The organism is Mucilaginibacter sp. FW306-07-L, assembly GCF_058782065.1.
In genome coordinates this window covers 1,200,882-1,218,451 of sequence record NZ_JBYSXI010000001.1, presented here as the reverse complement: position 1 = coordinate 1,218,451, position 17,570 = coordinate 1,200,882, and the positions used below count along the sequence as shown (strand labels likewise).

General features: G+C 44.2%; 16 protein-coding genes. 13 read left to right on the top strand and 3 right to left on the bottom strand.

The genetic code is table 11. The features are described from left to right. The first annotated feature begins 156 nt into the window (after positions 1–156). Entirely contained in the window at positions 157–1,089 is a 933-nt protein-coding gene (locus tag AC3WJC_RS05520; protein WP_492398073.1) for an endonuclease/exonuclease/phosphatase family protein, read from the top strand. A gap of 59 nt (positions 1,090–1,148) precedes the next feature. On the opposite strand, the gene proS is transcribed toward AC3WJC_RS05520, so the two are convergent. Beyond that, positions 1,149–2,621 (bottom strand): proline--tRNA ligase, encoded by a 1,473-nt coding sequence (gene proS, locus AC3WJC_RS05515; protein ID WP_492398072.1) that lies wholly within the window; start codon positions 2,619–2,621, stop codon positions 1,149–1,151. Between the two features lie 104 nt (positions 2,622–2,725). Between proS and AC3WJC_RS05510 the strand changes: the two genes are divergently transcribed. Further along, positions 2,726–3,643: a hypothetical protein gene (locus AC3WJC_RS05510; RefSeq protein ID WP_492398071.1), complete on the top strand. Its 918-nt coding sequence runs from the start codon at positions 2,726–2,728 to the stop codon at positions 3,641–3,643. 32 nt (positions 3,644–3,675) lie between these two features. Beyond that, the gene (locus tag AC3WJC_RS05505) at positions 3,676–5,154 is read left to right on the top strand and encodes an OmpP1/FadL family transporter (RefSeq protein WP_492398070.1); all 1,479 of its coding nucleotides are present in this window, start codon (positions 3,676–3,678) and stop codon (positions 5,152–5,154) included. A gap of 168 nt (positions 5,155–5,322) precedes the next feature. Here the strand turns inward: AC3WJC_RS05505 and AC3WJC_RS05500 are convergent, their stop codons facing one another. Next, positions 5,323–5,802, bottom strand: coding sequence for a Dps family protein (locus AC3WJC_RS05500; protein WP_492398069.1), 480 nt, complete (start codon positions 5,800–5,802; stop codon positions 5,323–5,325). Positions 5,803–5,903: 101 nt separating this feature from the next. On the opposite strand from AC3WJC_RS05500, the gene AC3WJC_RS05495 reads away from it, so the two are divergent. The 9 genes from AC3WJC_RS05495 (at position 5,904) to AC3WJC_RS05455 (ending at position 14,254) form a co-directional block, all read left to right on the top strand. Further along, positions 5,904–6,665, top strand: a complete 762-nt coding sequence (locus AC3WJC_RS05495; protein WP_492398068.1) for a DUF4905 domain-containing protein — start codon at positions 5,904–5,906, stop codon at positions 6,663–6,665. Positions 6,666–6,686: 21 nt separating this feature from the next. Beyond that, a complete protein-coding gene (locus AC3WJC_RS05490) occupies positions 6,687–7,697 on the top strand; it encodes a LysM peptidoglycan-binding domain-containing protein (protein WP_492398067.1) in 1,011 nt (336 codons plus the stop codon). Then, a complete protein-coding gene (locus AC3WJC_RS05485) occupies positions 7,690–8,322 on the top strand; it encodes a uridine kinase family protein (RefSeq protein ID WP_492398066.1) in 633 nt (210 codons plus the stop codon). Before AC3WJC_RS05490 ends, AC3WJC_RS05485 begins: the two co-directional genes overlap by 8 nt. Before the next feature lie 180 nt (positions 8,323–8,502). Beyond that, positions 8,503–8,886 carry a hypothetical protein gene (locus AC3WJC_RS05480; protein WP_492398065.1) on the top strand — a complete coding sequence of 128 codons (384 nt, stop codon included), beginning with the start codon at positions 8,503–8,505 and terminating at the stop codon, positions 8,884–8,886. A gap of 195 nt (positions 8,887–9,081) precedes the next feature. Next, on the top strand, positions 9,082–10,734 hold the full coding sequence (locus tag AC3WJC_RS05475; protein ID WP_492398064.1) for a M28 family metallopeptidase: 1,653 nt from the start codon (positions 9,082–9,084) through the stop codon (positions 10,732–10,734). Beyond that, a complete protein-coding gene (locus AC3WJC_RS05470; RefSeq protein ID WP_492398063.1) occupies positions 10,677–11,297 on the top strand; it encodes an acyl-CoA thioesterase in 621 nt (206 codons plus the stop codon). Before AC3WJC_RS05475 ends, AC3WJC_RS05470 begins: the two co-directional genes overlap by 58 nt. Positions 11,298–11,364: 67 nt before the next feature. Beyond that, entirely contained in the window at positions 11,365–12,243 is an 879-nt protein-coding gene (locus tag AC3WJC_RS05465; RefSeq protein ID WP_492398062.1) for a glycoside hydrolase family 25 protein, read from the top strand. Between the two features lie 163 nt (positions 12,244–12,406). After that, entirely contained in the window at positions 12,407–12,796 is a 390-nt protein-coding gene (locus AC3WJC_RS05460; protein WP_492398061.1) for a hypothetical protein, read from the top strand. A gap of 93 nt (positions 12,797–12,889) precedes the next feature. Continuing rightward, positions 12,890–14,254 (top strand): sigma-54-dependent transcriptional regulator, encoded by a 1,365-nt coding sequence (locus AC3WJC_RS05455; RefSeq protein WP_492398060.1) that lies wholly within the window; start codon positions 12,890–12,892, stop codon positions 14,252–14,254. Here the strand turns inward: AC3WJC_RS05455 and AC3WJC_RS05450 are convergent. Further along, positions 14,251–16,743 carry a hybrid sensor histidine kinase/response regulator gene (locus tag AC3WJC_RS05450; RefSeq protein WP_492398059.1) on the bottom strand — a complete coding sequence of 831 codons (2,493 nt, stop codon included), beginning with the start codon at positions 16,741–16,743 and terminating at the stop codon, positions 14,251–14,253. The two genes, AC3WJC_RS05455 and AC3WJC_RS05450, sit on opposite strands and share 4 nt — an antisense overlap. Positions 16,744–16,971: 228 nt before the next feature. On the opposite strand from AC3WJC_RS05450, the gene AC3WJC_RS05445 reads away from it, so the two are divergent. Next, on the top strand, positions 16,972–17,568 hold the full coding sequence (locus tag AC3WJC_RS05445) for a GDSL-type esterase/lipase family protein (protein WP_492398058.1): 597 nt from the start codon (positions 16,972–16,974) through the stop codon (positions 17,566–17,568). Positions 17,569–17,570 lie beyond the last annotated feature (2 nt).

Sequence of the window (17,570 nt, the reverse complement as noted above, 5' to 3'; positions counted from 1 at the left end):
AATTCGGTTGTAAGGGTTATATGCGATAACATGTATTTAGCTTTAACCATCACAAGTTTTTTGCTTGTATTTATAGTTTTTTTGCCGCTCATTAAACACAGTTACTGGATTTTCCGTTCGCTGGAGTATCCCCGTTTTCAAAAATTCATAATCTGTTTGGCAGTTTTTGTTGGCTGGGGCATTCTGTACTCAACCACCAGGCAAATTAATATTTATGCCTTTGGGGCACTGTGTGTTGCCCTTATCTATCTCATTATAAAAATTTATAACTACACCGTTTTCGCGCCTAAAGAGGTGCGCTCCATAAAAAGCCGCAATCCTAAAAATGAGATCAAGGTATTATCCGCCAATGTATTGCAGGATAATACCGAATACCAAAAACTGCTCGACCAGATAAAGAATGCCGATCCGGACATTATCTTCCTGCTGGAAACCGATGCCAAATGGGAAAAGGCGATGGAAGAACTTGAAACCGGCTATCCGCATACGTTAAAAGCAGCCTTGCCTAATACGTACGGCCTATTATTTTACAGCCGTTTCCCGCTGAGTGATGCTAAAGTAAATTATTTGATCAAAAACGATATTCCATCTATAGAAGCAGTGGCTAATTTGCCTTCGGGGCAAAAGGTTCAGCTATGGGGCTTACACCCCGAGCCACCGGTACGGGGCGAAAGCCTCTACTCTACCGCCAAGGATAAGGAGTTGATGAAAATAGCCTTTAAAGCCCGTGACTGCGAATTACCCATACTGGTTTTTGGTGATTTGAATGATGTGGCCTGGAGCTATACCACCACCCTGTTCGGCAAAGTGAGCGACCTGCTGGATGTGCGCAAGGGGCGCGGCTTTTACAGTACCTTTTCGGCTAAACACTGGTTTCTGCGCTTTCCGCTGGATTATATTTTTTGTTCGGCGGAGTTTGGCCTGGTTGAAATGCGCCGCCTGCCCTATAACGGATCAGACCATTACCCGATATTTACTCACCTGATATTTAACAAGCGCCTTGAACGTGTGCAGGATGGCCCCGATGCCGACAATGAAGACATTGAGGAAGCTAAAGAAATACTCGAGAAGGAAGTAGAAAAAGACTAAACAAAAACGGGGTTAAGCGAATATCACTTAACCCCGTTTTTATATTTATCAGACAGGTATTAATATGCCCTGGCAAACAATACCCTTTGGGTTGATGGCTTGCCGGTCAGTATACATTTACCTTCTTCCTGCGCATTATTTAAAGGTATGCAACGGATGGTTGCTTTGGTTTCTTCCTTAATGCGCTGTTCCGTTTCTGACGTACCATCCCAATGAGCTGACAGGAAACCCGGTTTTTCATCAAGCAAACGCTTAAACTCCTCGTAGGTATCTACCTTGGTAGTATTTTCCTCACGGAAAGTATAGGCTTTACTGTAGATGTTGGTTTGTATTTCTTCCAGTAATCCCTCAATCACGTTAGCCAAACCATCCTGATTAACCGTTTCTTTGGTTTTGGTATCGCGGCGGGCAAGTTCTACGGTACCGTTTTGCATATCGCGGCTGCCTATAGCTACACGCAGCGGCACACCCTTCAACTCATATTCTGCAAATTTAAAGCCGGGGCGCTGCGTATCACGGTTATCAAACTTAACCGAGATGCCTTTTGCCTTTAATTCAGTCGTTAGGGTTTTAACATAGGCACTGATATTTTCCAGCTCTTCATCATGTTTGTAAATAGGCACAATAACCACCTGGATAGGTGCCAGCTTTGGTGGCAATACCAAACCCGCATCGTCAGAGTGCGCCATGATTAACGCACCAATTAAACGGGTTGATACCCCCCATGAGGTAGCCCAAACGTAATCCAGTTTACCTTCTTTATTGGCAAACTTCACATCAAACGCTTTGGCAAAATTTTGCCCTAAAAAGTGTGAGGTACCAGCCTGTAAAGCCTTACCATCCTGCATTAAAGCTTCAATGCAATAGGTATCTAATGCGCCTGCAAAACGCTCGTTAGCCGTTTTACGGCCACGCACTACAGGTAGTGCCAGCCAGTTTTCAGCAAAGTCGGCATATACATCCAGCATTTGCTCAGTTTCGGCAACAGCTTCTTCAGCGGTTGCATGGGCGGTATGCCCCTCCTGCCATAAAAACTCGCTGGTACGTAAAAACATACGGGTACGCATTTCCCAACGCATAACGTTGGCCCATTGATTAACCAGTATGGGCAGATCGCGATATGATTGTATCCAGCCTTTGTAGGTATTCCAGATAATGGTTTCGGATGTCGGGCGGATGATCAGTTCTTCCTCCAGTTTCGCTTCCTCATCTACAACAATTTGTCCGTTCTCATCGTTCTTCAGGCGATAATGAGTTACCACCGCGCATTCTTTGGCAAAGCCTTCAACGTGGCTCGCCTCTTTGGAGAAGAATGATTTTGGGATCAATAGTGGAAAGTAAGCGTTGCTGTGGCCGGTATCTTTAAACATTTTATCGAGCACGGCCTGCATTTTTTCCCAGATCGAATAGCCGTAAGGCTTGATGATCATGCAGCCGCGCACGGGCGAATACTCGGCCATGTCAGCTTTTATTACTAACTCATTAAACCATTGCGAATAATCTTCGTCTTTACTAATAATGCCTTTGCTCATTTTATATTTGTGGAATGAAATTTGACCGTTAGATTAATATATAATGCCGCCAAATTTATACATTTAAAATTTATCCGGGTTCGAACTTTTTACCAAACATATACATGAAACTTCATATAACATTAGGAATTGCCTTGATCAGTGCTGCAGCGCTGAGTTCCTGTTCTACAACCAAGCTAGCCTCCAACCAGAGTATTGCCGACGATGATGTGTATAACACAGTTGCCAAAGCAGGCGACGCGCCGGTATATGCCGCGCGCCCTGTTTACCGTAATGAAGACCCGGGCGTGGGCGGCGATGGATACGAGGATGATTATTACACTACTGATGATGAATATTATTACTATGATGATTATTCGTCACGCATAAACCGCTTCGGTTATTTTTCGCCGTTCGGTTATTACGATAATATGTACTATGGTTATTCGCCTTATACATCAGGCTTTGGTTTTGGCCTGGGCTATGGTTATGGTGGCTGGGGTAGCGGCTGGGGCCTTGGTGCAGGCTATGGCTGGGGTGGCTACGGCTACTCGCCATGGGGTTACGGCGGTTTAGGTTATGGTTACGGCGGCTATGGGTACGGACTTGGTTATGGCGGCTTAGGTTATTCATACTGGGGTACCGGCTGGGGTGGCTCACCATACTGGGGTGTTTATTCGGCCTACCGTTCATCAGGTAATGCCCGCCCTATCAGGGGTTCAGGTAATCCGCGCAGCGGCTTAACCGCTGGCCGTAACAGCATAGGTAATAATGGCAACACCGGTTACTACCCTAACAGGCCAAACAGGCTTAGCGGCACCGGGTCATCAAATAATGGCTCATACACAGGCCGTGGCAATAATGGTGCAGGCCGTGATGTTAGTGGTGACAGCCGCGTTTCAAGGCCAACACGTGATGCACAACCATCTTATCAACCACAACCAACTTCACGCCCATCTTCGTCGCCATCAAGCTTTGGTGGTGGTTCATCAGGCGGCGGCTCACGCGGTGGTGGCGGTGGTGGCCGTCCTTCACGTAACTAATTTTAATCTAACCATCATACAATCTATAACACATGAAATTTAAACATATACTAAGTGCAATGGCTATGGTAGCCATTGCCAAAAGTAGTTTTGCCCAATATTCGCAGGATGCATTACGCTTTTCAACCACACAACCTGGCTCAACCGCCCGTATCAAGGCAATAGGTAATGCTAACGTTGCCGTAGGTGGCGACCTTACCTCGGTAAGTGGCAACCCGGCAGGTCTGGGCTTTTTCACCCGGTCTGAGATCAGCGCTACTCCGGAGTTCAACATGTTTAAATCTAACAGCAGTTACCTGGGCAACACAACAAATGATAGTAAGAATAACGGCAACCTAAACAACGCAGCTGCTGTTTTTTACTCTCAACTAAATACCTCGCGGGGCGCGAGTAAAACCGAAGGATGGTTAAGCTTAAATTTTGGTGTAGGGTATAGCCGTACTAATAACTTTTATGACAATACAACCTTTGGTGGCAACAATAATTCAAGCTCAATAAGTGATTATTATGCAGGCAGGGCGAATGATAGCGGAACAGATTTACTGGCGGATTGGGCGTATGCCCATAAACTCATAGATTTGTATGGACCTACCGGCAATCAGTCTTACCAAAGCAATGTTATCTTAAACAACAGTACTGATGTAGTACAGCGCAATGTTATTACACGTACGGGCGGTCAATCTGAAATCAATCTTGCGCTTGGAGCTAATAATAGCAACAAATTTTACATAGGTGCAAGTTTGGGTATAGCGTCTATAAATTATAATTCCACTCAAATTTTTTCAGAAAGCGGCGATGTATCACTACTCGAAAATAACGCAAACGTCACTCGTGGCTTTCAATCCGCTTTTATGCAGGATCAGGCAACTCGCGGTACGGGTGCAAATGTGAAGTTAGGTATGATATACAAGCCTGTTGAAGCATTACGCTTAGGCTTTAACTTCACCTCACCTACCTGGTACAACATGGAGGACACTTATCGAGAAACTTTGGCAACAGATGTAAGCGGTAATAACAGTTTCCGTAATTCAGAGGTATATACATTAAATTACGACCTGCGTACACCTTTAAAAGTAGCGGGTGGTATAGCTTACTTCTTTAAAAACTATGGTTTTATAACCGGCGATGTGGAGTATGTTGATTACAGCTCGGCCAAGTTAATGAGTAACGACAGCTATGATGCGGATTTTGAAGATAACCCTAACATCCGTACGCTTTACAAAGGCGCGGTAAATACCCGTGTTGGTGCCGAAGCCCGCTTAGGTAAATTTGCTTACCTGCGTGGTGGTTACAACATTTTTGGCAACCCGATGAAAGATAATGGCAGCAACATTAAAACCGCATCAGGTGGTTTAGGTTTCCGCTCAGGCCATTACTCGGTTGATGCTACTTACCTGCACAGCACCGGCTCAAACACTGTATTCCCTTATGAAGTTGGCGACCTAAGCCCATCAGCTTTGGTAAAACGTACCAACGATAATTTATATCTGACGTTGAGCTACAGGTTTTAAATTATTGTCTTGAACCTGAATTTTCAGAATTCGGGAATTAACAGAATTTTGAATTACATTTTTTTTATAAAAAAGAGAAGCCATACTGATCAGCATGGCTTCTCTTTTTTATATTGACTTATGAGTTAGTCTGATAGTTCAAATCTGACAGCTCATATCTAATACTAGTTAGTCTGCGTTCACGAATGAGCGGAGCATCCAAGTGTTTTTCTCTTTGAACTGCATAAAGCGGTTTACCATGTCATTGGTACCATCGTCGCCGGCATCGGCGGTAACATCCAATATCTCGCGCTCAAGCTCTATTAGGGCAGCCATATCCTCAATAATGGCGTGTACCATATCGGTATCTTTCATACCAATGGTGTTTATTTCCTTAATGCTTGATTCTTTAATGTAATTGGCAAAGGTGCTGTGCGGCGGTTTGCCCAGGGTTAATATCCTTTCAGCAAGTTCGTCAATCGTAGTTAATGCCTCGGTGTACAGTTCTTCAAATTTAAGGTGCAGAGTAAAAAAGTTTTGTCCTTTGATATTCCAGTGGCAGCCTCTTAACTTTTGGTAGTGAATGTGGTAGTTAGCCAGCAGATCGTTAAGCAGATCTACCACAGGTTTAACTTTACGTTCCTCGAGGCTTATTTCTTTAGCGTCCATAAGATTTAAATGTTGTTTTGAATTGTTTAACAGGTTTAATAGTTCAATGTTTGTACCAAAGCTAAGCACATTTTTAATAATTATAGGATATTTGCAAACTTATGACAGCGTTACGACCCATCCTGCAAAAAGAGTTTAAAGGCACTATATGGCGCATGGATATTGATGAGGTTACCTCAACCCTCGCACTTGAAATACGAAACGAAGCCGACAGAACGGCGAGCTTTGCTGCGATCAACCTGCCAAAGACGCAAGTAAACTTTGAGGCTTATACCACGGATGAACACTGGCTCACCGGTATGGAAACCGCCCATAATGGGGTGCTGCTGCTGCATTATTTTCAAAGTGAGAGTTCGCCGGTTCATAAAGGCGTGGTAGCTATCAGCCTGGCCAATGCCAACGCGCTATGGAGTAATTACGCCCTGGCCTTTGACCACTTGAGTACATACGGCCCTGTGATGTTTAACACCCAGATGTTGCCTAAAAAACTGTATGTGCACAATATAGAAACCGGCAAGGCTTTAAGTGCTTATAATAGTATTGTTGATGCTGAATTGATAAAAGATATACGTTTGCCCCAATACGTTACAGCACAGCAATTACCTGCCAACCTGCTGCCTGTTGAGCCTGCCGACGATTTGATACATTACATGGAACTCAATAGCTACAGAATTGTATCTTTGCACACCCGTAACAGTCGGGGCTTGCGGCAACAATTGTATGTGCTGAACAACGATGGCATTTGTTACGAAGAAATATTAATGAACGATATACAAAAATTACAACCCGAGGCGTTTGTATTACATAAAAATTGGCTTATCTGCCTGAAAAACAGAACCGAATTGTTGGTTTTGGAATTATAATTTATTGTATTATAAAATATTATGAAATTAAAACTCCCTTTTCTATTGATATCAACCTTTACCTTTTCAGTCCCTGTATTTGCCGGTAACGTAATTGATTCAATAGGCGTTGAAAACCAGAACGGGAAAAAGATCATCCTGCATAAAATAGATCCGAAAGATAATTATTACGCGATAGGCCGCCGTTACAACGTAAAACCAAACACCATCATCAAGTTTAACAACAACGCGCCCATGCGCATAGGTAACGTAGTTAAAGTACCTACCGAAATTGATTATACCGAAGGCCAGCAGCAGGTAGCTACTACTACCGCGCCTGTAACTCAGCAGCAAACACAAACCAAACCGGCCAACCAGCCTGTACAGCAACCCGTAACACGCCCGCAAACAAATACGCCCGTTACCCAACAACCAAACCAGCAACAGCCAACACAACCCGTTGCTGATGCCGGCAATGTGCCCGAGTACCAGGACTATAAAGTTTCGGCAGGTGAAACGTTATTTGCCATTGCACGCCGTTTTAACACCACCGTTGATGACATTGTGAGCATTAACAAACTGACCAAAAAATCGCTTACCGCGGGGCAGATCATTAAAGTACGTGCTAACAAATCAACAACACCCGCACCGGTTATAGCTGCTGTACCAGACAGTACTAAAGTTGCTGCTGTACGCGATTCAACCGAGCCGATGCCGGTTACAACAATTGATTCAGCAAGTGCAGGTGTAAGGCCAAACCGCTATGGCTTGTACGAAAAAAATGAAAAAGGCGTAGCCACCTGGATGGAAGAAGCCGGCCTCGATCCTAATAAAAAACTGGTATTGCATCGCACAGCGCCTATAGGCACTGTAATTAAAATTATTAACCCGATGACCAACCGTACCACCTTTGCAAAAGTGGTTGGCCGCTTTACCGATAACGAATCAACCAAGGACGTTATCATCGTAATGACAAAAAACGTAGCCGAATCATTAGGCGCGCTCGATAAACGCTTTCATGTAAATTTAAGCTACGGTACTACGAATGAATAGACCATATATTGTTGGCATAGCCGGTGGCAGCGGCTCCGGCAAAACTTTATTTTTGAAATGTTTTTTAAAGCATTTCAGCAGTAATGAAGTAGCGCTTGTTTCTCAGGATGATTATTACTTCCCGGTAGCACAAAACATGACGGCCGAAGAGAACAAGCTTTATAACTTTGACCTGCCCGATACCATCGACCATACGCATTTTGAGAATGATATTGAGGATCTGCTGAATAAAAAAAGCATTACCAAGCAGGAATACACGTTTAACAATCCGCTCGCGGTGCCTAAAACCCTCGAAATAAAATCGGCGCCGATACTGATTGTTGAAGGCTTGTTCATTCTGCACTTCCGTAAGATTGCCGACATGCTGGACCTCAAGATATTTATAGATGCCGATGAGGATGTTGCCCTGCAACGCCGCCTAAAACGCGACCTTACCGAGCGGGGCTACTCCAATGATGATGTGCATTACAAATGGGTAAACCATGTGGTGCCTGCTTATAAGGAATATTTATTGCCCTATAAAGATGAGTGCCACAAGGTAATTACCAACAACAGCCACGTAGCCGAAGACATTATTTGCGTAACCGAAGCCATCGCTAAGGAACTGCATGAGAAAGTGCTGTAGTTAGTCGATGGTCGATAGTCCATGGACGATGATAGGGAAAAGCATAAATCTGTATTATGGATTATTGATTAAGACTTTTGGCCGGCCGCTATGGACAATCGTCTATGGGCTATGGACTAAATTCTTAAAACAATTTCATCATACAAGAGCTTATAATACAGTACCAACAGCAAAAATGTTATGACTGCATATAACGATGATGAACTGAAAAACAATGAAGCCGCCAAGCCTAACGCTTATCCGGTTGACGATGATAACTTGAACGAGGAAAGCCTGAAAAAGACCTTTTTAGGTGGCGAAGTTAAAGATGCTGACGCCCCCGGTATGGAAAGCCACGGCGCAGGCGGACATAAATTTGGTGAGGATAATCCAACGCCATCGGGCGATGCACCTAATAACCCGTCACAAAACGCGGGTTACACAAACGCTTATTTCGCACGTACCGAACCGTCTGACGAAAAAAATGATAAGGTTAACTTTAAAAGCGAAGAGCAGAATGGTGAGCCGGATTATGAAGCCTCACGTTCTGATCAGGATGCATCACCGGACGAACCTGCTGACTAAAAAGCATATCTTTATAATAATACAAAAGGGTTACTAGTTGCTGATAACCCTTTTTTGCTTACCCACTAACCTTAGTATTATCAGGCTTACAAATACTATCACGAAGTAGGGTGTCTAATTGATAATGTATTAGTTTCATTTTAATAGAATTAGTGTTTTTAAGATGTGCTTGTTACATTTGGTAATATGAACACCATGAAACGCACTACCCTAACCTTCGGGCTGATGCTTACCGCTGCAATGTGGTTTAGCTGCAACCAAAAAAAAGGCGACACTCAGGCTATAACCGGCCCGATTACCGATAACGATATTCGCGGATATTTATCGGCCCTGGCCGATGATTCGCTTACCGGCCGCAAACCTTTTACCGAGGGCGAAACCAAAACGATAAATTACTTGGCTGCCCAGTTTAAGCAAATAGGTTTGGAGCCGGTTAACAAGGGCAGTTACTTTCAGGATGTGCCTTTGGTTGAAATTACTGGTACCCCAACCGCCTTACAGTTGAGTGGTAAAACATCGGCAACACTTAAAGCGGGTACTGATTTTGTGGCATCTACCCGGCAGGAATTGCCATCCGTAGAAATAAAAAACTCGCCATTGGTATTTGCGGGCTACGGTGTTGTAGCGCCTGAATATGGCTGGAATGATTATAAGGGCTTAGATGTTAAAGGCAAAACGGTGGTGGTGCTGGTAAATGATCCGGGTTTTAAATCAGGCAACCGCACTTTGTTTCATGGCGATACCATGACTTACTACGGCCGTTGGACTTACAAATATGAGGAAGCTGCCCGCCAGGGTGCAGCGGGTGTGCTCATTGTGCATCAAACTGAACCGGCAAGTTATCCGTGGACAGTAATACAAACCAGTTTTTCTGGGTCGAAACTATATTTGCAACAAACCGATAAGCACCTTTCGCGCTGTAAAATGGAGGGTTGGATAAGCGAAGAAACCGCTAAAAAGCTAATGGCCAACGCCGGTATAACTGAGGATATGCGTGCCTACGCCCGTAAAAAGGATTTTAAAGCGGTACCACTTAATACATCGGCAACCATCAGCATCAGCAATAAGTTAAAATACTCTACCTCGCATAACGTGGCGGCGGTTTTAAAAGGTAGCACAACACCTGATGAATACATTATTTACACCGCCCACTGGGATCACCTGGGCATCGGTCAGCCTGATGCCAAAGGCGACAGTATTTATAACGGCGCGGTTGATAATGCCAGCGGCACAGCCGCACTGCTGGCCATGGCCAAGGCTTTTAAAAATGCTAAGGAACAACCTAAAAGGTCGATACTGTTTTTATCTGTTACGGCCGAAGAACAGGGACTGTTAGGTTCGGAGTACTATGCTACGCACCCATTGTTCCCGCTTAATAAAACGGTAGGCAACTTGAATATGGATGCCTTATCGCCAAATGGCGAAAGCAAGGATATCCCGATCACCGGTAAGGGACAAAATGACCTTGAAGATTATGTAGAAGCGATAGCCAAAGAACAGGGCCTTACTGTTGAAGCAGACCCGACACCGGGAGCAGGCGGCTATTACCGGTCGGACCATTTTAACTTTGCCAAGGTTGGTGTACCTGCTTTGGATATGCACACCGGTCCGGACACTAAAGCACACGGCCGTAAATGGGGCGAAGAACAGGATAAAATTTATACCGATGAGCATTACCACCAGGCATCAGATAATTATACGGCTGATATGGATTTGAGCGGCATGACGCAAACCGCAAATATCCTGTACCAGATCGGTACTAAATTGGCCGGCGAAACCACCTTTCCGCAATGGAAAAAGAATTCGGAGTTCAGGGCGATCCGCGAAAAATCAATGGCTGGCAAATAATAGGGTGCATGGAAAACTACAAAACCGTTGCCGCATCACAAACCACCCTTACCGAACTGATGATTCCGGCCTACTCCAACTTTGGCGGTAAGATACACGGCGGCATTATTATGGGGCTGATGGATAAGGTAGCCTATGCCTGCGCCGCTAAACATGCGGGTGCCTATTGCGTTACCGCGTCGGTAGATACGATTGACTTTTTGGCTCCTGTTGAAGTGGGCGAACTGGTCTCCTTACTGGCATCGGTTAATTACGTGGGTAAAACCTCGCTGGTTATCGGCATCAAGGTGATCTCCGAAAGCGTTACAACCCAGCAGGTAAAGCATACCAATACCAGCTACTTGACCATGGTAGCGATGGATGAGCACCGTAACACGCTGCCCGTGCCCGGCCTGATTTTACAAACAGACGATGAAATACGCCGCTTTTACCAGGCCTACCACCGTAAGGAACTGAAAAAGTATTACAAGACCGAAGAAAAGCGCATGAAATCGGTTTATGAAATAGCCGAATCGGAAGAATTGTTAAAGAACGAGCGGTGTATCATTCAAAAGAAAGATTGACACACATAATGCGTAAGAATAAAGCAAGCTACTTATCGGCTTGCTTTATTTTTTTTAATTTTGTCCCGTGCCTCCCCGTAAACTACCTGCAACTACAAAGCCACAAACGGTAAAACGCAAACCATCCCCTAACGCTAAAAAAAAGAAAAAGAAAGGCAGTACCTTTAACTGGTACCCGTACGCTATTGGTTTGGGGCTGATATTACTATCTCCTTTTTATTATGGGTACGTCATTAAATTCTTTTCGTCAACCTGGCGCTGGATGTGGGATAGCGGTAAACCCGCCACGTATCGTACTTATAAAAGCTTCGCTATTGATATCCCTGTAGCTTATAAAATTCATGGCATCGATGTATCGTACGCACAGGGGCAGATAAACTGGCAGCAGGTTAGCAAAATGGAAGAAGACAGCGTGCGCGTCCGATTTGCTTTTATAAAGGCTACCGAAGGCCTACTCACCGCCGACCCATATTTTAAACGCAACTGGCGCGAAGCTCCTAAATTCGGTATCGTTTGTGGCGCGTATCATTACTTTCATCCTAAAAAGGATGGCTTGTGGCAGGCGCGTTTCTTTCTGCAAAATGTAAAACCCGAAAGCGGCGACCTGCCCCCCGTGGTTGATATTGAGGTTACCGATGGCATATCGCCTGAAAAACTGCGCCGGGAACTGAACGCCTTTATTGATCATGTGGAGAAGAAAACACATGTAAAGCCTATCATTTATACCAACATCAGTTTTTATCATCAATACCTGGATGGTTATTATGACGACTATCCGCTATGGATAGCGCATTATTATAAGCATGAGCTTAATCTATCAAAAAGCACCAACTGGTGGTTTTGGCAACATTCAGATAAAGCCAGGGTGAATGGTATTAATCACTCGGTAGACTTTAATGCCTTTAAAGGCGATAGCCTGCAATTTAAACAGCTACTTATACCCTGATCTTGCCGACTTGAGGGTCAGGTTGTGGAGCATTTCCACAATCTCAATTATATACAAAATAAATCAAATAACTGAATATTAGCGTTTTATTTATATACTCATCTGCTGGCACAGTTATGTATCATAGTCTATCATAATTATTAATAACATATATCTATATATTATGAAAAAGATCATTTTGTCAGCAGCCTTTTTAGGCTTAATAGGAGTAGTTAACGCAAACGCCCAAACAACGTCTCCAACGCAACAACCGGCAGCATCGCAACAAACAACCCAGCAAACACAGCAGGATTCAACCAGCGCCGGTGCTGCTAATACTACAGCCGCTACCACTACAGGTACCGCTCAAGAAGTAAAAACTCCGGTAAAAGTTGAAGAATTACCTGAAGCAATTAAAACCACTTTGAAAAGTGATGCGGTAAAAGAGTATACCGCGGTTGATGCTTCATTAGTAAAATCGGGCACCAGCGAATATTACGTTATCAACCTGAAAAAAGGTGATGACCTGCGATTTGTAAAGCTTGATAAAGACGGCAGACCCGTTAAGCAATAAGTAAAGCACTCATAAATCACAATATACCTCAACATCAAAGGCCGGAATTCGTTCCGGCTTTTGTATTTTTACACCTTATTGCAATAATTACCTATGGCAAAAATATTACTGGTTGAGGACGATTTAACTTTTTCGCAAATTTTACAGGGCTTTTTGCCACGAAACGGACATGAAGTAATTGCTGTTAACAACATTAAAACAAGCTTAAAGCAATTAGACGACGATCAGTTTGACCTGCTATTGCTTGATTACCGTTTACCTGATGGTACCGGCCTTGAAGTAATGGCCCACGCGCATGACAAAGGTTTGAAAATTCCGGCCATCATCATGACAAGCTTTAATGATGTACGTACTGCTGTAAAAGCCATACAATCCGGCGCAGCCGATTATATTACCAAACCGGTTAACCCGGATGAATTGCTGATGATCCTGAAATCGGCACTATCAGCCAAAGGCGAACAAAAAACCACAGCATCAAAACAGGACAAACCCGTAGCAACTGCTAACACCAGCTACCCCGGTTTTATAAAAGGCACCAGTGCCGAATCTGATAAACTTTATGAATACATTGACCTTGTAGGGCCAACTGATATGTCGGTTGTGATACAGGGAGAAAGTGGTACCGGTAAAGAACATGCCGCACGCTTTATACACGAGCGCAGCAAACGCGCCGGTAAACCGTTTATAGCTATTGATTGCGGTGCCCTTTCAAAAGATTTGGCAGCCAGCGAACTGTTCGGACATATTAAGGGTGCGTTTACCGGAGCGTTAACCGATAAAAAAGGCCTGTTTGAAGTGGCCGACGGCGGTACCCTATTTATGGATGAGGTCGGCAACCTGAGCTATGATGTACAGGTAAAACTGCTCCGTGCCTTGCAGGAAAATACCATACAGCCGCTGGGCAGCACCAAACAAATTAAGGTGGATGTTCGCATAATTGCCGCTACCAATGATGACCTGCTGAGCAGCGTAAGCAACGGCGATTTCAGGCAGGATTTGTACCATAGGATTAATGAGTTTAAGATACAGCTCCCAGCCTTACGTGAGCGCGGTAAAGACTTACAATTGTTTATAACCCACTTTGTAAAAATAGCCAACGAAGAGTTGGGGCGCAATGTGCAAACCATCTCGCCGGAAGCGATGGAACTGCTTACCCGTTACGATTGGCCGGGCAACCTGCGCGAATTGAAGAATGTGATTAAACGCATGGTATTGCTTACGCCGGGTGAGGAAGCCGGTGCCGAATCATTACCTGATGAAATGCGCACTTATATTACCCACCTGCCAACCGTACCTGCCGATGCCGACCTGAAAGCCATTAACGAGGCAAATGAAAGAACGGTTATTCAGCAAACACTACAAAAGGTAAAGTACAATAAATCAAAGGCGGCCAAGCTTTTAAATATCGACCGCAAAACCTTGTACAGTAAAATAGAACGCTACGGTCTCGATTCCTAAACCTCGGCGCTGTGCAGATATTCGCGCCGAATTTGCTCGCGTAACTGCTGTAAGCGTACAATAAGCGCAAGTAATTTACCGGAGTGTGCATTGGTCAATGTATCTGCCTGGTTCAATTCAAGCTCAGCAGCGCGGAGATCGGCTGCCAGGCCTTTAGCGCCTATTTGCGCTGTGCGGCCTGCCATACGGTGTACAGTAATGGCTACCTGCTCCAAAACATCGTCGTTGTAATTTTCAAGCAGCTCTTTAAGGCTGGTAATATCTTTTAGCGTATCATCAGTAAACAGCTCAAGTATGCGGGCCAGTTGTTCTTTATCGCCAAAGGTCATTTGCTCCAGGCTGCGCAGGTCTATCTCTTCGTATGTGGCTTCATCGGCATCAAAATCAAACAACTCGATCAGTTCATGCTCTTTAAACGGCTTTTTAACAATACCGTTAAAACCGGCAGCCAGTATGCTCTCCCGCTCCTGCGGAATTACCTGTGCTGTAAGGGCGAATAACTGAACATCCTCAGTTAATTTTAATCGCAGTGCTTTACATAACTCAATACCGCTCATACCCGGCATGCGTATATCCATCAGGATGTATTTTACATCTTCCGTCCAGGCGGCATCCAATACCTGCTGTGCCGAATTAAAGCTTCGGTGGCTGATGTTATGCTTGGTCAGCATCAGCGAACACATTTCGAGGATAAAGTTATCGTCATCCACGATCCACACAGTTTCGGTACCGGCATTTAATACCGGCAATGTATTATGCTGATGATGCTTTTCGGGAGCATTGGCCAGCGGGAAACTCAGATGAAAAATAAAATTAGAGCCTTTACCCAATTTGCTGTTTACATGTATGCTGCCCCCCTGAGCCTCAACCAATTGCTTACTGATGGTTAAACCAAGGCCTGTACCTATTTGCGTACGATTATTATCGGCTTGCTCAAACTCGTTGAATATCTTTAACAGGTCGGCCGGAGCCATACCAATACCTGTATCAGCAACCCTGAAAGTAAGGTTAGCCCGTTCGCCCTGGCGTATGCAGGTCACGATCAACCTTACCGATCCCTGCTGTGTAAACTTAATGGCGTTACCTAATAAGTTATATAAAACCTGTTTAAGCCTAAAAGCATCGCCATCTACATAAGTTTGTGGCGAAAAATCAGCTTTAAGTTCAAGCGTCAGCTTCTTTTTTTCTGCCTGAAAACGAACTACTGATGCCACCTCATTCAACACCTCCAATACATTAAACACGGCGTTGGTAAAAGTAAATTTGCCGGATATGATGCGGTTGTAATCCAGCACCTCATCCACGATCTGCATCAAATGCCCCGATGATTGGTAAATGGCCTCGATATGGTTACGCTGCGGATGTTCCTGCTGCCTGATCAGCTCGGCATAACCAATAATGGACTGTAACGGCGTACGGATCTCATGGCTCATGTTAGAGAGGAAGCGCTGCTTGGCCATACCGTGATACTCGGCAATTTCCTTAGCTTCTTCCAGCTCTTTTCGGTAGCGGTTACTGCGCGAAATATCGGTTAATATTAGCGCAACCAGTATCAGCGTAATAAAAAAGAAGGCCAGCATAATCATGCTGATATTTTTCACACTGGTGTTAACCACCGTTTTGGCATGGGTGTTATTATATTCAATTTGCGATACCACCTCATTTTCCACCTGTTTAAGTATAGTGAGTATCTGCGTAATAAGTTTAGTGTTGGCGTTAGCCAGTACGGCCTCCTGGTTAATAAACTGCGCGCTTTTACGTAACTGATTTTTTTCGATACGTGCCACAGCCTGGGTCATGCTTTCCATGATGCTGTCCTTTATGGCTTGCGCAACCGTATCTTTTTCAATATTGAGCTGCTCGCTCACTACCTTATAAGCCGTATCAGCAGGTTGCTTTTTTTTGCCGAAAAGTTTGCCGAAAAATCCACGCTTATCCTCATTGTTTTGCGGATAAATAATCGTGGTGGATGTTTTTTTCTCCGTAGTAATCGCGGCACTATCAGCTTTGGCATTTTTGTCAACCAATTCATTAAGTACTTCAACCTGCGCCGAGAACAGCCTGTTATTCACCAGCTTTTCTCGCACTTGCAGGTAGTTCATAAACAGTTTATCGCGTTCGCGTAACAGCTTACGTAACGATTTTAAACGCCATAGCTGCACCCTGTCATTTAAATAATAGCCCTGTAGGGTATCAATGGATTTATTGATGCGCCGTGTTTCCTTAAAAAAATTGTCGTGCTCGCCGCCGTTACGCAGTACCTGCATCCGCTGCATCTGGTCGAGTTGTGATACCCGGCGCGAAAGATCATTCACAATGCGCAGCTTATTGTTAGGTGCCGAAATATTTTCGACCGCCCCAAGCATCTCATTAAAAGCCACCTTGCTAACACTCCAGGCCAAAAAAAGCGCGATACAGCCCATTAAAAAGGCGAAAACCACCTTTCCTTTAATTGAGCGCATAAAACGTTTCCACTGATTATCAGCCATTCACCTGATCAGATTTTAACAAAACTTTATAACGTACATAATGGCCGCTTAGTTTACCGCGGCATTACAGCACAGCTTTTACATAGATAGCCTAACAACTAATAAGTGTACGCAAATGTTTGTTTGTTAAACAGGGCTTATTTGCGGATGTTTATAAGTAATGCAAATGATAATACCGCGCTGGCTGATTATTTGCTTACTTTGATATGTAAAAATGATTTTTATTGAATGTATTGGTACGAAGAAGACGTTAAGGAATTAGAAAAACGAAGCCAGCAGTTAGCCTACGAGCCCGAAACACTGTTTTACGGCAGTTCATCCATAAGGCTATGGGATAGCTTGTATACTGATTTTGCCGATTTGAAACCTATCAACCTGGGTTTTGGCGGTTCAACACTGGCCGCGTGTGTATGGTTTTTTGAACGTATTATGCTCACCTACAACCCTAAGCGCCTGGTAGTATATGCCGGCGACAATGATCTGGGTGATGGCCGTACGCCCGAAGAAGTATATATATTTTTTATGCAGTTGATGGCCGAGGTAAACCACCGCTTTGGCGATATTGATTGTTATTATATCTCGCTGAAGCCAAGCATCAACCGCCGCAATATTATCGACAGGTTTAAATACACCAATAATTTAATTGAAACTGAAATAGTTAAAAACGCTAAAAACTGGCATTTTATCAATATATTTAGCCATATGGTTGATGGCGGCGACTATCCCAAAGGCAAATACTTTGTTAATGATGGATTGCACCTGAGCAAAGAAGGGTATGAATTGTGGAAGCAGGTAGTGTCTGAACATTTATACGTTCATCATTAATT